Source organism: Luteimonas changyuni, assembly GCF_039548395.1.
Taxonomy (GTDB): domain Bacteria; phylum Pseudomonadota; class Gammaproteobacteria; order Xanthomonadales; family Xanthomonadaceae; genus Luteimonas.
Genome location: NZ_JBCLUZ010000002.1, coordinates 1 through 16,652 on the forward strand (window position 1 = coordinate 1; position 16,652 = coordinate 16,652).

General features: G+C 71.0%; 14 protein-coding genes. 3 read left to right on the plus strand and 11 right to left on the minus strand.

What is annotated here, in order from left to right:
* On the minus strand, positions 1-563 hold a 563-nt coding region (locus WCD84_RS01200), incomplete at its 3' end, for a transposase zinc-binding domain-containing protein (protein WP_449280038.1).
* Between the two features lie 61 nt (positions 564-624).
* On the opposite strand from WCD84_RS01200, the gene WCD84_RS01205 reads away from it, so the two are divergent.
* Together WCD84_RS01205 and WCD84_RS01210 are read left to right on the plus strand one after the other, a co-directional pair.
* The gene (locus tag WCD84_RS01205; RefSeq protein WP_019186234.1) at positions 625-819 is read left to right on the plus strand and encodes a hypothetical protein; all 195 of its coding nucleotides are present in this window, start codon (positions 625-627) and stop codon (positions 817-819) included.
* Between the two features lie 146 nt (positions 820-965).
* The gene (locus WCD84_RS01210) at positions 966-1,622 is read left to right on the plus strand and encodes a hypothetical protein (RefSeq protein ID WP_449280043.1); all 657 of its coding nucleotides are present in this window, start codon (positions 966-968) and stop codon (positions 1,620-1,622) included.
* A 283-nt stretch (positions 1,623-1,905) separates the two neighbouring features.
* On the opposite strand, the gene WCD84_RS01215 is transcribed toward WCD84_RS01210, so the two are convergent.
* The 6 genes from WCD84_RS01215 to WCD84_RS01240 are packed head-to-tail and all read right to left on the minus strand — an operon-like array spanning position 1,906 to position 10,902.
* Complete coding sequence (locus tag WCD84_RS01215; protein WP_343280148.1) at positions 1,906-3,018, minus strand: ABC transporter permease; 1,113 nt, start codon at positions 3,016-3,018, stop codon at positions 1,906-1,908.
* A complete protein-coding gene (locus WCD84_RS01220) occupies positions 3,015-4,202 on the minus strand; it encodes an ABC transporter permease (protein ID WP_343280149.1) in 1,188 nt (395 codons plus the stop codon). The genes WCD84_RS01215 and WCD84_RS01220 overlap by 4 nt, the downstream gene beginning before the upstream one ends.
* Positions 4,187-5,221, minus strand: coding sequence for an HlyD family secretion protein (locus tag WCD84_RS01225; RefSeq protein WP_296278223.1), 1,035 nt, complete (start codon positions 5,219-5,221; stop codon positions 4,187-4,189). Before WCD84_RS01225 ends, WCD84_RS01220 begins: the two co-directional genes overlap by 16 nt.
* The gene (locus WCD84_RS01230) at positions 5,214-6,659 is read right to left on the minus strand and encodes a TolC family protein (RefSeq protein WP_449280044.1); all 1,446 of its coding nucleotides are present in this window, start codon (positions 6,657-6,659) and stop codon (positions 5,214-5,216) included. Before WCD84_RS01230 ends, WCD84_RS01225 begins: the two co-directional genes overlap by 8 nt.
* 29 nt (positions 6,660-6,688) lie before the next feature.
* Entirely contained in the window at positions 6,689-9,769 is a 3,081-nt protein-coding gene (locus WCD84_RS01235) for an efflux RND transporter permease subunit (RefSeq protein WP_343280151.1), read from the minus strand.
* Positions 9,766-10,902 carry an efflux RND transporter periplasmic adaptor subunit gene (locus WCD84_RS01240; protein WP_343280152.1) on the minus strand — a complete coding sequence of 379 codons (1,137 nt, stop codon included), beginning with the start codon at positions 10,900-10,902 and terminating at the stop codon, positions 9,766-9,768. The genes WCD84_RS01235 and WCD84_RS01240 overlap by 4 nt, the downstream gene beginning before the upstream one ends.
* A gap of 168 nt (positions 10,903-11,070) precedes the next feature.
* Here WCD84_RS01240 and WCD84_RS01245 point away from each other — a divergent pair, with 168 nt between their 5' ends.
* The gene (locus WCD84_RS01245; RefSeq protein WP_343253637.1) at positions 11,071-11,559 is read left to right on the plus strand and encodes a MarR family winged helix-turn-helix transcriptional regulator; all 489 of its coding nucleotides are present in this window, start codon (positions 11,071-11,073) and stop codon (positions 11,557-11,559) included.
* A 76-nt stretch (positions 11,560-11,635) separates the two neighbouring features.
* On the opposite strand, the gene WCD84_RS01250 is transcribed toward WCD84_RS01245, so the two are convergent.
* The 4 genes from WCD84_RS01250 to ygiD form a co-directional block, all read right to left on the minus strand.
* On the minus strand, positions 11,636-12,904 hold the full coding sequence (locus WCD84_RS01250; RefSeq protein WP_343280153.1) for a glutamate-5-semialdehyde dehydrogenase: 1,269 nt from the start codon (positions 12,902-12,904) through the stop codon (positions 11,636-11,638).
* Positions 12,905-12,921: 17 nt separating this feature from the next.
* Positions 12,922-14,082 carry a glutamate 5-kinase gene (gene proB / locus WCD84_RS01255; RefSeq protein WP_343280154.1) on the minus strand — a complete coding sequence of 387 codons (1,161 nt, stop codon included), beginning with the start codon at positions 14,080-14,082 and terminating at the stop codon, positions 12,922-12,924.
* Positions 14,083-14,418: 336 nt separating this feature from the next.
* Positions 14,419-15,750, minus strand: coding sequence for an MATE family efflux transporter (locus tag WCD84_RS01260; protein WP_343280155.1), 1,332 nt, complete (start codon positions 15,748-15,750; stop codon positions 14,419-14,421).
* Between the two features lie 7 nt (positions 15,751-15,757).
* Entirely contained in the window at positions 15,758-16,621 is an 864-nt protein-coding gene (gene ygiD / locus WCD84_RS01265) for a 4,5-DOPA-extradiol-dioxygenase (protein WP_343253641.1), read from the minus strand.
* Positions 16,622-16,652: the final 31 nt, after the last annotated feature.

Here is a 16,652-nt window from a genome sequence, read left to right on the forward strand (position 1 = left end):
CCGAAGCGCTGGATCAGGGTCACCGCACCGCACTGGGCGCTGGCGCGGTCGATGCCGGCTTGATCGGCCAACCAGCCGGCGATCACGCGCTGCACGATGCCCAGCACCGGGCCAATGGCTTCTGGCTTGCTGGCGAACAGGAAACGCAAGGGGTACGGAAAGCTCAGCACCCATTGCCGCACAGGCCGCGGGCCGAACACCTCCTCGACCAGGTGCCGCGCACTCTCGGCCATGCGTCGCGCGCCGCAACTCGGGCAGAACCCGCGCTTCTTGCAGGAGAAGGCCACCAGCCTCTCTGCACGGCAGTGCTCGCACACCACCCGCAGGAAGCCGTGCTCGAGCACGCCGCAACGCAGGTAGGCATCGAACGCCTCGCGGACATATCCGGGCAGCGAGCGGCCCTCCGCTTCGATCCGTACAATGAAGTCCGGGTAGTGCGCCTCTACCAACGCGTACAGCAGCGTGCGCTCGGGCGCGTGGCGCGCGTACCGCGAACCGGTGTGGGCGGACGGCAGTGGCGCGCATCCCGCGGCTTGCCGCCGGGATGTGGCGAGGCGCGGCACGCAGCGCTCCGGTGCGGGGACGGCTGCTCAGTGTTGCGCCTGTGTTCGCACGTTCGTATCGGTGCGTTCTGATCTTCGCGTCAGACATTGCCGCGGCGACTCCCGCCTCGACCGCCTCGACACCCAGGTGCAGGGCGCGGCCCAGAGCGCCGAATCCGCCAATCAGGGCGCCCAGCGCGCCAACCAGCGCCTCGACCAGATCGAAGGCCGCGTGCAGCAGCTGGAATCGTCGCCGCGCCGCGTGCCGCGCGGGTGAGCACGCACTCCGCTTGACCGACCGGCGCGGGGATCCGTCGCCTGCGCGGCGCGGATCCCCGCGTTGGATGGTGTTCCGCCCCCGAGGAGCTTCCCATCCGTACTTTCCCCCACTCCCTCCCCCACCCGGGCCGGCGCGCGGTTGCGCTGGCGCTGGCGCTGGTCAGCGTGGGCGCCACCGCCAGCGCGCGCGACGACGGCACCCCGCCGGTGACGTCACTGGACGAACTGCCCCGCGGCCAGGACGTCTCCGACACGGTGATCGAACTGGCCGGCTGGGTCGTCGCCTCCGGCGACAGCCAGGGCTATCCCTTCGCGATCATGGACAAGGCCGCCGCCCAGATCCTCGTGTTCGGCGGCGATGGTCGCCTGCGCGGCGCCGCGCCCGGCCTGTTCGGCTCCGCCGTGGGCGACCACACCGCCCCCGGCATCGCGGGCCTCGCCCTGCGCGAGATCCCCGGCCGCGACCGCACCACCCCGGCGGGCCGCTTCGTCGGCGGCTACGGTCCGTCCATCGATGCCGGCCGCGTGCTGTGGGTCGACTACGAGTCCGCGGTCTCGATCCACCCGACCGCGACCGGCGTGCCGGAGGAAAAGCGCCCCGAGCGCCTGGCCTCGGCAACGCCGGATGACAACCGGGTCACCCACGGCTGCATCAACGTGTCTCCGGCGTTCTACGAGCAGGTCGTCAGCCCCACCTTCGCGCGCGGCGGCGTGTTCTACGTGCTGCCGGACGAAGGCTCGCTGGAGGAGGCGTTTCCGGAGTTCGCGGGCGCCGGCACCCGGAAGACCGCCGGCGACTGAGCGCCGGTGCGTGGCCGCGCGGCGGATGACGCGGCGTCTCCGGTGCGTCGTCCGCAGCATGAAAAAGGCGACCCGGTCGCCCGGGTCGCCTTTTCGTTACCGCACCCGCCGAAGTCACTTCAGGCCGCGGTTGCGGCGCAGGGCATCGGCGCTCGGCATGCGGACGCGGAAAGCCTTGCAGCTTTCGGCCGGATCGATATTGTCGGCCAGCACATCCAGCGCGCAGACGATCTCCGATACCCGCGCAGAAGCCGCCCCGGCCCCGTGCTCCGTGACCGGCCCGTCAGGTGCCGTCCCGCCCCGGGGCGTAGCGCCATACCGCCAGCGCGCCATACAGCAGTGTCAAAAAAGCGAGGTTGCACAACTCGGGAAGCGCCTCGGCGAAGCTTGCGCCCATCTGGTTGAACTTCACCATCAGGTTGATGCCGGGCGTGGAGGGAACAAGCCTCGCCAGCCACGCCAGGGGCTGTGGCATCGCCACGGCCGGCCATGAGAGCCCGGACAGGAAGAAGAGTGGCAGCGCGGTGACGAGCATCAGCTGGAAGGGCCGTTCGCGGGTGCGGAAGAAACTGCCCGCGAACAGCGCGAACGCCACCACCGCGGCCACGTACAGCGCTCCGCCCACCAGCGTACCGGGCGGATTACCGCCACGCGGATAGTCCTGGAGCCACATCACCAGACCGTTGTAGTACAGCATGCTGCACACGCCGATCAGCGCGAACGCGGCGGCGATGCCGAGCAGGCCGCGGCGCGAGAACGCCAGCCGACCCAGGCGTTCGCGACGCGTGCCGGCCATGACCAGCATGCCGATCAGCAGTGTCTGCTGCACGATCAGCTGTGCCACGCCCGGCACCACGGCGCTGCCGTAACCCTCGCGGGTGTTGAACAGCGGCCGCGCCACCACCTGCAGCGGCGCTGCGCCGGGTGCGCCGGCGAAACTTGCCTGCACCACGGCGGCCTCGCGCGCGAACGCGGCGGCGGCCTCGCCCAGGCCCTCCAGCACCACGCCGCCGCGACCGAGGAACGCACCACTGCCGTACAGCGCGAGCTCGCCCTGCCCGCCGCGCAGGATCCCGCGTTCGAACCCCGCGGGCACCACCAGCAGGCCCTGCGCTTCACCGCGGGCGATCCTCGGCCGGGCCTCCTCCAGCGAGGTCGCGTCGCCGACGATCCTCACCGCGCGCACCGCGCCCGCCTTGCGCACCAGGGCGCGGCTCATGGCGCTATGGTCGAGGTCGACCACCAGCACCGGATACTGCGAAGCCACCTGGTGCCGGTAGGCGACCGGGTAGAAGAACGAATACAGCACCACGGCGCCGATCAGCGTCACCACCGCGTAGCGGTCCGAGAACACGGCGCGCAGCGTCTCCAGGAAGGCGGCCCTGACCTGGTTCATCGCTGCCCCCAGGAGACCGGATCGCGCGCTCCGCGCGCATACAGGCGCAGGCCCGCGCCGCCGGCCACCAGCACGAACAGCAGCAACGTCCCCAGCAACGACAGCGAGGCCGTCCATGCCGCATCCAGGTCGAGCTGCTGCGCCTGCAGCTTGAGGTAGGCGGTGAAGGGAAGCAGCTGGCTCCAGGCCTGTGCGAACAGCGGCGCTCCCTGCACCGGGAACGTCGCGCCCGAGAACGCCAGCGACGTGCCCGCGTACAGTCCGGTCAGCGACAGCGACGTGCCCATGTTGCGGGTGGCCCCGACCAGCAGCAGCGCGATGCCGCCGTAGGCCAGGTACATCGCCGCCTGCGCGGCGACCAGCAGTACCGCGCTGCCGGCCACACCGCCGCGGATCGCGGCCAGCCAGACCAGCGACAGCGTGCCGTAGGCGGTGAACAGCAGCAGGTACGGGGCCAGCTTGCCGGCCACCGCCGGCAGCAGGCGATCGCCGCACCCGGCCAGCCATGTGCCCACGCTGCCGTCACGCAGTTCGCGCCCGAGCGCGCCCACCATCGCCAGGCAGGCGGCGAGGTGCAGCAGTGCCGGGAACAGCAGGCCGAGCAGGAAGTGCTCGTAGCTGCGCGCGGCGTTGGCCAGCACGGTGGCCTGCACCCGCAGCGGCGGCTGGCGGACCGCTTGCGCCCCACCGACCCGCGCCACCCCACGGCGTACGAGATGCGCACTGGTCGCCTGCGCCGCCTCTCCGATCCCCCGCAGCACCGCCTGCCCTGCCGTCTGGTGGCTGGCGTTGTAGTAGGCGAAAACAACGGCGCTGCCGCCACGCAGGACCTGGCGCTCGGCACCCGCAGGCACGTGCACCACCGCGAACGCCCGGAGCGCGCGCACCTCCGACCAGGCCTGCGTCAGGTCCGCCGGCCGCGCGGCCACCCGCAGGCCCGGCACGGCATCGAGCCTGCGCACCAGTTCGCGGCTGGCCGCGCTGTTGTCATGATCGACCACCGCCACCGGCAGTTCGCGCGGCACGCCGGCCGAGAACATCCAGGCCAGCAGCGCCAGCGCCAGCAGCGGGACCCACGTGGCCAACGCCAGATCCCAGGGATCGGCGCGCAGCCGTGCGCACTCGCGCAACGCCGAACGGACGAACGCCTCGCGTGCCGTGGGCCGCGTCAGCGTTGCGGCCATGCGAACAGCACGCTCATGCCCGGCCGGAAGCCTGCGACTTCCGCGACCGGCCTCGCGCGCACTTCGAAACTCCTCACGTCGTAGCCGGCCGACTGCCGGGTCGCGCGCCAGGTCGCGAAATCGCCGGCCGGGCTGATGTGGTAGACCTCGAACTCGACGTCCTCGCGCTCCAGCGCCGGGATCGAACCGCGCAGGCGGCGGCCCACCTCCAGGCCCGCGAACTGGTCCTCGCGCAGGTGGAACGCCACCCACATGTGGTCGAGGTCGACCAGGGTGAAGACCGGATAGCCGGCCGCCACCAGCTCGCCGGTTTCGACCAGGCGCTTGGACACCTCGCCGGCCGTCGGCGCGCGGCCGCGCACTTCGCTTTCGGCCGCCTGCACTTCGGCCACGGCGCCTTCGGCCTGCCGCACCTGCGCCTGCGCGGCGCTCCTGTCCTGTTCGCGGGCGCCGGCCTGCGCCTGTTCGTACAGCGCCTGCGCTGCGCGCGCCTGCTGCTCGGCATCGATCGCCTTCGTACGGGCCTCGTCGCGCTGCTGCCGGGTCACCACGCCCTCGGCATGCAGCCGCTCCAGGCGCTGGAAGGTGGAACGCGCCAGTTCGTGTCCGGCCTGGGCGCGCCGCCAGTTGGCCTCCGCTGCGCGGATGTCCTCCACGCGCGCGCCTTCCTCGGCCTTGTCCGCCAGCGCCTGCGCGGCCGCGAGCGCGGCTTCGGCCTGTCGCTTCTTCGCGGCGATCTCGGGGCTGTCCAGCTCGAACAGTACCTGCCCCGCCTCGACCCGCTCCCCCTCGGCCACCAGCAGCGCCGACACCCGCGCGGTCACCTTGGCCGACACGTTGATGCTGTCGGCATCGGCCATGCCCTGCACCAGGTCCGCCGGGCTGCGGAACGCCAGCCACAGGCCGCCGACCAGGATCACGGCAATCACGCCCAGGGCGACAAGGCGCAGGCGACGGCGGCCGGACGGTGCATCCGCAGCCACGGGTGGCGGCGGCGGCGACGGAGCGGGTTCATTCATGGGGAAATACCCTGTGGTCTGCCTTGCGGATGTACTCGCCAAAGCGCGCCGACTGGCCACCCAGCTCGAGCAGGTGCGCCAATGCCACGCAATAGTCGTAGGCGGCGTGCGCGTATTCGATCCGTGCGGCGCCAAGGCCGAGCCTGGCGTCCATGACATCGAGCGAGGTCGACTGCCCCTCGCGGAACGCCAGTTCCTGCAGGCGCAGGTTCTCACGCGCCTGCTCGATGCTGCTGTCGAGCAGCAGGAACTGCTGGCGTGCCGTTTCCAGCGCATTCCAGGCCTGTGCCACGCCGATCCTGATCTGGTTCTGCGCCTCGCGCAGTGCGGCCTGCGCCTGCTCCTGCTGCGCGCGCGCAGCACTGATCTGGCGCGGGCGATCCCGCCCGGACAGGAAGGTGTACTTCAGGCCAATGCCGAAGGCCCAATCGGTGTCGGTCAGCAGCGCATCCTCGCGGTACAGGTCGTACTGGCCGAACAGGTACACCTGCGGTTTCAGTGACGCCTCCTGCACACGCACGCCTGCGCCCGCCTGGTCGTCAAGCGCCCGCAGCTGCGCCAGCTGCGGGTGCCGCTCAAGCGCGGCCCGGGTGAACGCCTCCAGCGTGCCCGGCGATGTGCCGACCACGAACAGCGGCGTGATCGGCGTCACCGGCCCATCGCTGCGCAGCAGCAGCGCCAGGGTCTGGGCCGCGGCGTCGCGGTCGTTGAGCGCCTTCTGGTACTCGCGCTCGCTGGCATCGCGCGCGACGACCGCCTGCAACACCTGCGCGCGCGTGGCGAAGCCTTCGCGTTCAAGCGATTCGGCATGGGCCACGTGCTGCCGCATGCCGTCGCGTACCTCGCGGCGCACGCTCAGCGCCTGCTCGGCCAGGCCCTGGCCGAAGTAGGCCTGGACCAGTTGCGACGTGAGCTTCTGGGACTGCTGCGCCCGTTCCGCGTCCGCCCCACGCAGGGCGGCCGCGGCCGCCGCCTGCGCGGCCGGGATCTGCCCGCCCGTGTACAGGGGCAGCACCGTGGTCAACACCGGACGCAATCGCCGGTCGCGCTCCTGGAACCGCAACGGGCTTTCGATGCCGAACGCCTCGCCCACTGGCGCCAGCGAACCCAGCGGCAAGCTCAGCGTCTTCTGGAACTCCAGGTAGCGCGCTTCGAGCGAAATCTCCGGCAGCCGCAGGCGCGCGGTCGCATCGGACAGGTCCTGCCGGGCGCGCAGGTTGGCGTCCGCGGCAGCCAGCGCGTCGGAGACCCGTTCCATCCGCTCGCGCGCCTGATCGAAGCTGAGTGCGTCCGCATCCTGCGCGAGTGCCGAGGTGGCCGGTACCAGCAGGACCAGACCCAACGCCAGACCGAATGCCCGTCCGTGCGCGGCGCGGGATCGCCGACGGTATGCCCCACCCAGCCTGCCAGCCTTGCCTGTCGACACCTGCCACTCCATTGCACCGGCCGCCGCCATCGTGATGCCAGTCATGGTGGCGCCGCAACCTCACTGGCGTCTGCGGCCCTCCGCCGCAACCTTCCGAGCACCCGCTCCTCCACATCATCGACCAGCGTGTACGCCGCCGGCACCACCACCAGGCTCAACACCGTCGAGGTGATCAACCCACCGATCACCGCCACCGCCATCGGCATGCGGAAGCTTGAATCCGCCGTCAGACCCAGCGCGATCGGCATCATGCCCGCCCCCATCGCCAGCGTGGTCATGATCACCGGCCGCGCACGCTTGTGGCACGCGTCCATCAGCGCCTCGTGGCGGGTCATGCCCTTTTCCTCGGCCATGACCGCGTAGTCCACCAGCAGGATCGAATTCTTCACCGCGATGCCGATCAGCAGGATCAGGCCGATCAGCACCGACAGCGAGATATCCAGGCCGGTGATCAGCAGCGCGCCGAACGCGCCGCCGGCGGCCAGCGGCACCGCGACCAGGATGGTGATCGGCTGGCTGGCATGGTTGAACAGCAGCAGCAGCACGCCGTAGACGCAGAAGATGCCGGCCACCATGGCCATGGCGAAGCCGCCGAACATTTCGGCGAAGATCTCGCTGTCGCCGGCGGCCTGGCGCTCGACGCCGGGCGGCAGTGCGTTGATCGATGGCAGCGCGTCGATCTGGCCCTCCACTTCGCCCATGGCCATGCCGTTCAGGTCCACGGTGATGGTGACGTTGCGGCGGCGGTCGAAGCGGTCGATCTGAGAGGGGCCGCTGGCGGTGGTGATCGTGGCCACGGACGACAAGGGCACGCTGCCGCCCGTTGCGGTTGGCACGCGCAGTTGGCCAAGCAGCGCCGGATCCGACAGCGCGCGCTCGTCCAGCTGCACGCGGATCGGCACCTGGCGCTCGGGCAGGTTGAGCTTGGCGAGGAACTGCTCGTAGTCGCCGCGGGTGGCGACGCGGGTGGCGGCGGCAATGTCCGCGGTGGACACGCCCAGGTCCGCGGCGCGCGCGGGGTCCGGACGCACGATCACCTCCGGGCGCACCAGCGAGGCCGATGAGCCCACGGTGCCGAGGCCCGGCAGCTGGCGGATCTCGCGCTCGACGTCGCGCGCGGCGGCGGCGAGCTTCACCGGGTCGTCGCCGGCCAGCACCAGCTGCAGGGCGCGGCCGGGTTCGCCGCCCTGGAAGCTCAGGCGCACGCCGGGCAGGTCCGCAAGCCGCTCGCGCACCTGCGTTTCCAGTTCGTACTGGGTGAGGTCGCGGTCGTCGGTCCAGCGGATGGTCAGCGTGGCCTTGCGCAGCTCGGCGCTGCTCATATCGCCGGCCGGGCCGTTGGCGCCGGAGGTGCTGCCGGCGGTCACGAACACGTGCTCGATCTCGGGGATGTCGGCGATGCGCTGGCGCGCGGTCTCGGCGACTTCTTCGGTGGTGGCGAGCGCGGAGCCCGGCGGCAGCTCGATCAGCACGTTGCTCTGGATGCCGTCGATGGGCGGGATGAAGGTGACCTTGAGTAGCGGCAGCAGCGCCAGCGAGCCGATGAAGATGCCCAGCGCGACCGACAGCGTGCGGTTGCGGTGCTTCAGCGAACTGTCGACGAAGCGCAGGTACCACTGCATCAGCTTCGAGTCGCCCTTGTGTTCGGGCAGGGGCTTGAGCATGTAGGCCGCCATCATCGGCGTGATCAGGCGCGCCACCAGCAGCGAGAACATCACCGCCGCGGCCGCGGTCCAGCCGAACTCGCGGAAGAACTTGCCGGGGATGCCGGGCATGAAGGCCACGGGAATGAACACCGCTGCCAGCGTGCACGAAGTCGCGATCACCGCCAGCCCGATTTCATCGGCGGCCTCGGTGGCGGCCTGCTTCGGCGACTTGCCCATGCGCAGGTGGCGGTCGATGTTCTCGACCTCGACGATCGCATCGTCCACCAGGATGCCGACCACCACGGCCAGCGCCAGCAGCGTGATCATGTTGAGGCTGAAGCCCAGCCAGTACATGACGGCGAAGGTCGGGATGATCGACAGCGGCAGCGCGATGGCGCTGATGAAGGTGGCCCGGAAATCGCGCAGGAACAGGAACACCACCAGCACGGCGAGTGCCGAACCTTCGTAGAGCATGTGCATCGAGGACTCGAACGAGTTCTCGGCCACTTGCGTCGTGGAGGCCACTTCCACCATGCGCACGCGCGGCTGCTCGGCCTGCAGCTTCGCCACGCTGTCGCGCACGGCGTTGCCGACGTCAACCTCGCTGGTGTTGGTGGTGCGCTGCACGGCGAAGCCGATCACCGGACGGCCGTCGAGCGTGGTGCGCTGGCTGACGGTGGCGTTGCCGTCGCTCACCGTTGCCAGCGTCGACAGCCGCACGCTGCGCCCGTCGGGCATGGAGATGGGGAAGTTGGCGAGGTCGGCGGCGGTCTCGACGGTGCCGAGCGTGCGCACGGCCTGCTCGCTGCCGCCCACGGTGGTGCGGCCGCCGGGCTGCTCCTGCTGGATGCGCGCGAGCTGCTGGCTGATCAGCGCCGGGCTGGCGCCGAAGCCCTGCACGGCTTCCGGCCGCAGATCAACGCGGATCTCGCGGTTGACGCCCCCGATGCGCCGCACCGTGCCGACTCCGGGCACGGCGAACAGGCGCTTGGCCACGGTGTCGTCGATGAACCAGCTGAGCTCCTCGTCGCTCCAGCCGTCGGCGGTGACGGCATAGGTCAGCATGTCGCCGCCGGTGACGTTGACCAGCGAAACGATCGGCGGCTCGACGTCGGCCGGCAGGTCGATGCGCACGCGGTCGATCGCGTCGCGCACTTCGTCCTTGGCCAGGGTGCCGTCCTTCTCGATCTCGAAGGTGAGGATGGTGGTCGACACGCCCTCGTTGACGACCGAGGCCATGTTGCGCAGGTCGGGAATGCTCGCGGTCGCGTCCTCGACCTTGCGCGTGACCTGGGTTTCCAGCGTGCTGGGGCTCGCGCCCGGCAGCGTCACGGTGACGTTGACCACGGGCACGGTGAGGTCGGGGAACTGCGAGACGGCAAGCTTGTTGAAGGCCAGCAGGCCCGCGGCGCTCAGAAGGATGAAGACCAGGATCGCCGGCAGCGGGCGGTTGATCGACCAGGCGGAGAAGTTCATTCGGCGACGGCCTCACCGGCGCCGTCCAGGCCGCGGCCCGCGGCAGGCGCGGCCGCGTCACCGTTGCCCGCATTGCCGACTGTGGCGGGTGTGCTCGCAGTACCTGCGGCGGATGCCGAAGCCGCCCCGGCGTTCGCCGCATCGGCCGCCTCCGCACTCTCGACCACGCGCACCAGGTCACCATCGCCGAGGAAGCCCGCGCCGCGCGCCACCACGCGAACGCCCTGCGTCAGCCCGTCGCTCACCTCAACCAGGTCGCCCTGCGCGCCGCCGGTCACCACGCCGCGCTCGCGCACGCGGCCTTCGTCGTCGACGGTGAAGACGTAGGCGCGCCCGTCGCGGCGCACCACCGATTCGCCCGGCACCAGCAACGCCTGCGCGCGGCCCAGCGCCAGCCGCCCCTGCGCGAACATGCCGGCGCGCAGCGCGCCCGGCTCCGGCAGGTCGACGTACACGGTGCCGGTGCGGCTCTGCGCATCCAGCCCGGGCGAGACGGTGCGCACGGTGCCTTCGACCGTGCCGCCGGCCGGCGCCTCCACGCGCACCGCCGTACCGGCGTCCACGTGCAGCAGGTCGCCCTCGGCAAGTTCGGCACGCCACTCCAGGCGGCCGTCGCGGATCAGCCGCAGCAGCTCCGTGCCGGCACCCACCACCTGCCCCGGCTGCACGCTGCGCGCGGACACCACGCCGGCAACCGGCGCGCGCACCACGGTGAAGTCGCGCTGCACGCGCGCGGCGTCGCGGCTGGCGACGGCGGTGTTGAGCCGCGCTTCGGCGTTGGCACGCGCAGCTTCGGCTTCTTCGGCGTCCTGCAGGGACACCATCTGCGAATTGGCGAGCTCGCGGATGCGCGCGGCCTTGCGGCGGGCGGTCTCCAGGTTGGTCTGCGCCTCGCGCACCTGGGCGTCGGACTGCGCCAGCTGCGAGGCCAGCGTGCGGTCGTCCACGCGCAGCAGCACGTCGCCGGCCGCGACCACGCTGCCCACCTCCACTTCCACCGAAGACACGCGCAGGCCGGAGAGTTCCACGCCCACCGAGACCTCCTCCCACGCCGCCACCGCGCCCGAGGCCACCACCTCGCGCGTGACCTCGCGCAGCTGCGGCGTCGCCAGGCTCACGGTCAGGCTGGGCATGGCCTCGGGGGGTGCATCGCTACCGCAGCCAGCGAGGGCGAGGACAAGCGCCAGGACACCGGAAGCGGCCGGCAGTCGGGAAAAAACGGGCATCGTCACGGACTCGTACCGGAAAGTCCGGCAAGGTATCAGCACACTGATAGGAAGTGGGTGACGACGGAGACCGGGATGGCCCAACGCAAGACCACCAGCCTGCAGGCGTTCAGGAAATCACGCGCCTACCGCACCGGCGTGCTGGCGCGGCGGCTGCACCTCGGCCTGAGCGCCGTGGTCGACCGGCGGTTGCACGAGGAAGGCCTGGACCTGACGCGGCCGCAGGCGCTGGCGCTGATGGCGCTGGTCGAACATCCAGGCCTGTCGAACGCCGAGCTGGCGCGGCGCAACGGGGTGTCGCCGCAGACCATGCACCAGATCCTGGCGCGGCTGGAGCGCGATGGCCTGGTGATCCGCAGCCCGCATCCGAGCCTCAAGCGGGTGCAGGCGCTCGCGGCCACGCCCGCGGCCGTGGAGCTGGTGACGCGCGGCAGCGCCGCCGCGCGCGCCGCGATCGAAGGCGCACTGCGCACGCTCGCACCCGCCGAACAGGACCAGCTCATCGCCCTGCTGGAGCGCTGCGCCGCCATGCTGCCTGCGGCAGGGCCGCCGCAGCTGGATTAGGCGCTGCGGTCGGGTCACCAACCATCGAGCGCAATGAGCCGGCGGTGTGCCTGCGGGCTGCCGGTTGCGCCGAGGCTCAGGCCTGCGCTGACTCCGGGTGCCGCACCTGGCCTTCGCCACGGACCACCCAGCGTTCGATGGTCAGTGACTCCAGCCCCATCGGCCCGTAGGCGTGCAGGCGGGTGGTGGAGATGCCGATCTCCGCGCCCAGGCCGAGCTGGCCGCCATCGTTGAAGCGCGAGGAGGCGTTGACCATCACCGCCGAGCTGCGGATCGCACGCACGAAGCGGTCGGCCGCGGCCTGGTCGGTGGTGGAGATCACCTCGGTGTGGTCGGAGGTGTGGCGCTGGATGTGGGCGATGGCGTGGTCGATCGAATCCACCACCCGCACCGAGATGATCGGCGCCAAGTACTCGGTGTCGTAGTCTTCTTCGGTGGCCGGCTTCGCATCCGCGAACAGCGCGCGGGTCCGCTCGCAGCCGCGGATCTCCGCGCCGCCCCGAACCATCGTGGCCAGCGCGTCCGGGATCCACGTGTCGGCAATGTCGGCATGCACCAGCAGCGTCTCCAGCGCATTGCATACGCCGGGGCGCGACAGCTTGCCGTCCACCGCCAGGCGGGTCGCGGCGGCCGGGTCGGCGGCGGCATCCACGTACAGATGGCACACGCCCTTGTAGTGCTTGATCACCGGCACCCGCGCGTTCTCGGCCACGAAGCGGATCAGGCGTTCGCCGCCGCGCGGAATCGCCAGGTCGACCAGGTCGGTCAGCTGCAGAAGCTCGAGTACATGCTCGCGCGCGGTGTCCTCCACCAGCGCCACCGCCTCGATCGGCAGGTCGAATTCGCGCAGTGCGGAATGCAGGCAACCGGCGATCGCGATATTGCTTTCGCGCGCCTCCGAGCCGCCCCGCAGCAGCACCGCGTTGCCGGCGCGCAGGCACAGCGCGGCGGCGTCGGCGGTCACGTTGGGCCGGGCCTCGTAGATCATCGCGATCAGCCCAAGCGGAATGCGCACCTTCTCCACGGTCATGCCGTTGGCATGGGTCTCGCTGCGGGTGACCTGGCCGACGGGATCGGGCAGCGCGACGATCTCCCGGATCGCCTGCACGATGCCGTCGATGCGGCCGTCGTCAAGCGCCAGGCGGTCCAGCATGGCGCCGGTGGTGCCGGCTTCGTTCGCCCGCTGCATGTCGCGCGCGTTGGCGGCCAGGACGTCGGCGCGGCCGGCGTCTACCGCGTCGGCCATCTTCGACAGCAGCGCCGCACGGCGGGAAGGATCCAGCGCGGCGATCGCGTGCGAAGCCGCACGGGCGCGCTCGGCAAGGGAGCGGATGTAACTGGTCATGGCAGGTGTCTCCTTGTTCAATGCGTGGTTGCCGCGGGCTGGTCGATCAGGACCAGGTTGTCGCGGCGTACGACGGCGCTGCCGTTGTCGAAACCGAGCAGCCCCTCGATCTCCTGGCTGTGGCGGCCGGCGATGCGCTGCAGGTCGCTGGCGTGGTACTCGACCAGGCCGCGGCCGATGCGGCGGCCCTGCCTGCTGACCAGGTTGACCAGGGCGTGGTTGCTGAAGTCGCCTTCCACCCCGATGACGCCGCCAGGCAGCAGCGAGGCGCCGCGCTCGGCCAGGGCCTTGCAGGCGCCATCGTCGATCCGCAGCTGGCCACCACAGGCCGGCTGGTGGCGGAGCCAAAGCTTGCGCGCCAACAGGCGTGGCCCGTGCGCCGGGATCAGGGTGCCGTGCAGGCGGTCGTTGGCCAGCGCCGCAAGCGCGCGGCGGTCGTGTCCGCATAGCAGCGCGGTGTCGATCCCCGCTGCGGCGGCCTTGCTGGCCGCCTCCAGCTTGGTGGCCATGCCACCGGTACCCAGCGCGCCGGCGCCACCTGCGGTCATCGCCATCACGTCCGGCGTGATCGCCTCCACCCGCGGCAAGGGCCGCGCCTCGGGATCACGCGTGGGATGGCCGCTGTAGAGGCCGTGGGTATCGGTGGCGATGAACAGCATGTCGGCATCGACCAGGGTGGCCACCGCTGCGGCCAGGTTGTCGTTGTCGCCCAGCTTGAGCTCATCCACCGACACGGTGTCGTTCTCGTTGATGATCGGCACCGCACCGATCCGCAGCAGCTCCTGCATCGTTGCCCGCGCATTGAGGTAGCGGCGCCGGTTGCGCATGTCGTCGTGGCTGAGCAGCACCTGCGCCACCGGATGCTCGATCAGCCCCTGCCACAGCGCCAGCATCGGCGTCTGCCCCAGCGAGGCCAGCGCCTGGCGCTGCACCAGGCTGCCGCGCTGGCGCGCCATCAGCCCGCGCCCCGCGGCCACGGCGCCCGAAGACACCAGCACGACCTCGCGACCCTGGGCGCGGAAACCGGCGATCAGCGAGGCCAGCGCGGAGGCATTGCGCCTCTCCAGGTTGCCGCGGCCGTCGGTCAGCAGGCTGCTGCCAACCTTGATCACCGCGCGCCGCCAGACAGGCAGCGGCTGTTCGGGAAACGGGTGTGGTTGATGGTCGGAATCTGGCATGGAGGCTCCATTGGACGACGTGAAAAAAGATTGTGCTGCGCACCATCCCGGCGTCCGGACACGCCAAAGACGCGCGGAGGCGCGGACCGGCAACGATCCTGGATACGCGAACGATCAGTGAAGATCACAAGCGCAGCGCGGCGCGAGAGAAAACTCGATCGCGCGCCTGGTTGTGGGGGGCCGCACCTGCCGCAGTGGGTGGAAAAAACGAGGGGGCAGGCCGGGCCGAACCTGTTCAGGTTAACAGAAGGGGCTGCTCGACCCAAGCCGGAGGAGTCCCGGAGCTGTCTGGAGCTGCTTGTCCGCAGGCCAGGCGGCGCCACGCTGCAACCGGATTCAGGCGAGTGCTTGCGGCATCCGCCGATAGCAGGGCAGCAACGCCAGCGCCCGCGCCACCACAAACACCACGAACGCCGCCCACAGCCCATGGTTGCCAAACCACGCCGCAAGCGGCCAAGCGCAGATCAGGAACACCGCCAACGAGGCCAGGCTGGCATTACGCATCGCCCGCGTGCGCGTAGTACCGATGAACACGCCATCAAGCTGGAAGGCGGCCACCGAAAGCAGCACGTACAGCGCGCTCCACGGCAGGTGTGCGGCGGCGACCTCGCGCACGGCGGGCAGCGTGGTCAGCGCAGCCACCGCAGCACTACCCAGCAGCGCGATCAGCGCGGCCAGCACCAGCGCAGTGCCCGCCGCCAGCTCGCTGGTCAGGCGCACGGCACGGCGGAACCTGCGCCTGTCCCGCGCCCCCCAGGCGGCACCCACCTGCGCCTCGGCCACGAACGCGAAGCCGTCCAGGAAGAACGCGCTGAACGACACCAGCTGCAGCAGGATGTGGTTCGCAGCAAGCGTCACGTCGCCAAAGCGAGCCCCGGCGTTTGCGAACCAGCCGAAGGCCAGCAGCAGGCACAGCGTGCGCACCAGGATGTCGCCGTTTGCCGCCAGCGCCTGGCGGACGCGGTCCATGTCGGCGATCCGCGCCCACTGCAGGAACGGCGCGTGATCCCGATGCCGTGCACGCAGCACGCGCAGCACCACGATGATCGCCACCACGCAGGTCAAGCACTCGGCAATCGCCGTGCCCAGCCCGATACCCCGCGCACCCATGCCCAGCGCGCCGGCAAACCAGACGTCCAGCCCGGCGTTGAGGCCGTTGAGCAGCAGCTGCACGAACAGCAGTTCGCGGCTGCGGCCGAGCCCGATCAGCAGGCCACTGCAGGCGAACAAGGCCAGCGCCGCCGGTGCGCCCCAGATGCGCGCGCGGAAGTATTCGCCGGCCACCGACTCGACCGCGTCGCTGCCGTCCATCAGCCCGAAGTACAGCGCGGTGACCGGCCACTGCAGCAGCATCAGCGCAACGCCCAGCCCCACCGACAGCAGCACGCCGCGTGCCAGCGTGGCCCGCACCTCGGGCTCGTCACCGGCACCCACCGCCTGCGCCACGAAGCCCGTGGTGCCCATGCGCAGGAAGCCGAAGCTCCAATAGACGAAGTTGAACAGCAGCGCGCCCAGGGCAAGCGCCCCAAGCTCCGTCGCGCTGCCGTAGTGGCCGATGACCGCCGTATCCACCAGCCCGACCGCCGGCACCGCCGCGTTGGCCAGGATGATCGGCCACGCCTGCCGCGCGACGGCGGCGCGGGTGAGCGGCTCCGTGGATCCTGCCAAGGCGGCGCTACAGGTTCGAGGAGTCCGCGGGCACCACGCTGGACGGCGCCGCCGCGCCCTCGCCCGCCTGGTCCTGCCGCGGGCACTGCGCCCCGACCGTGTACGAGGTCATCGACAGCGAACCGTAGGCCGGGCCTTCCACCAGTACGTCGGCGCCCTTGCCCGCCGCGGCGGCGATGCCTGCCAGGTAGAGCAGCGGCAGGAAGTGCTCGGCGGTGGGCGCGGAGAGCGCGTAGTCGCGATGCGATACCAGGCCCGCGGCGTCGCCGGCACGCTCGGCCAGCAGCTGCTTTGCGTGTGCATCGAAGCGCGTGTTCCAGTCGAAAGCCGCGTCGGGCTGCTTCCAGTCCATCGCGCGCAGGTTGTGGACCACGTTGCCGCTGCCCAGCACCAGCACGCCGCGTTCGCGCAGCGCCGCCAGGCGCACACCCATCTGGACGTGCCACTCGGGCGGCTTCTGCGCGTTGATCGACAGCTGCACCACGGGGATGTCGGCATCGGGGAAGGCGTGCACCAGCACCGACCAGGTGCCATGGTCAAGCCCCCAACCGTCGTGGTCCGGACCGACGAAGTCCGGCTTCGCGACGTCAGCGACCTCCTCCGCCAGCTCGGGCAGGCCGGGCGCCGGGTAGTCCACTTCGAACAGCGGGCGCGGGAAACCGTAGAAGTCGTGGATGGTGCGCGGCCGTGGCATCGCGGTCACCGCGGTGGCGTTGACGTACCAGTGCGCCGACACCACCAGGATCGCGCGCGGGCGCGGCACCGAGGCGCCGAACGTGCGCCAGGCCTCGGTGAAGCGGTTGCGCTCGATCGCGTTCATCGGGCTGCCGTGGCCGAGGAAGGCGGCGGGCATCAGGGGCATGGTGGCCATGGAAGCACCTCGCTGCTGCGGAACCCGGAGT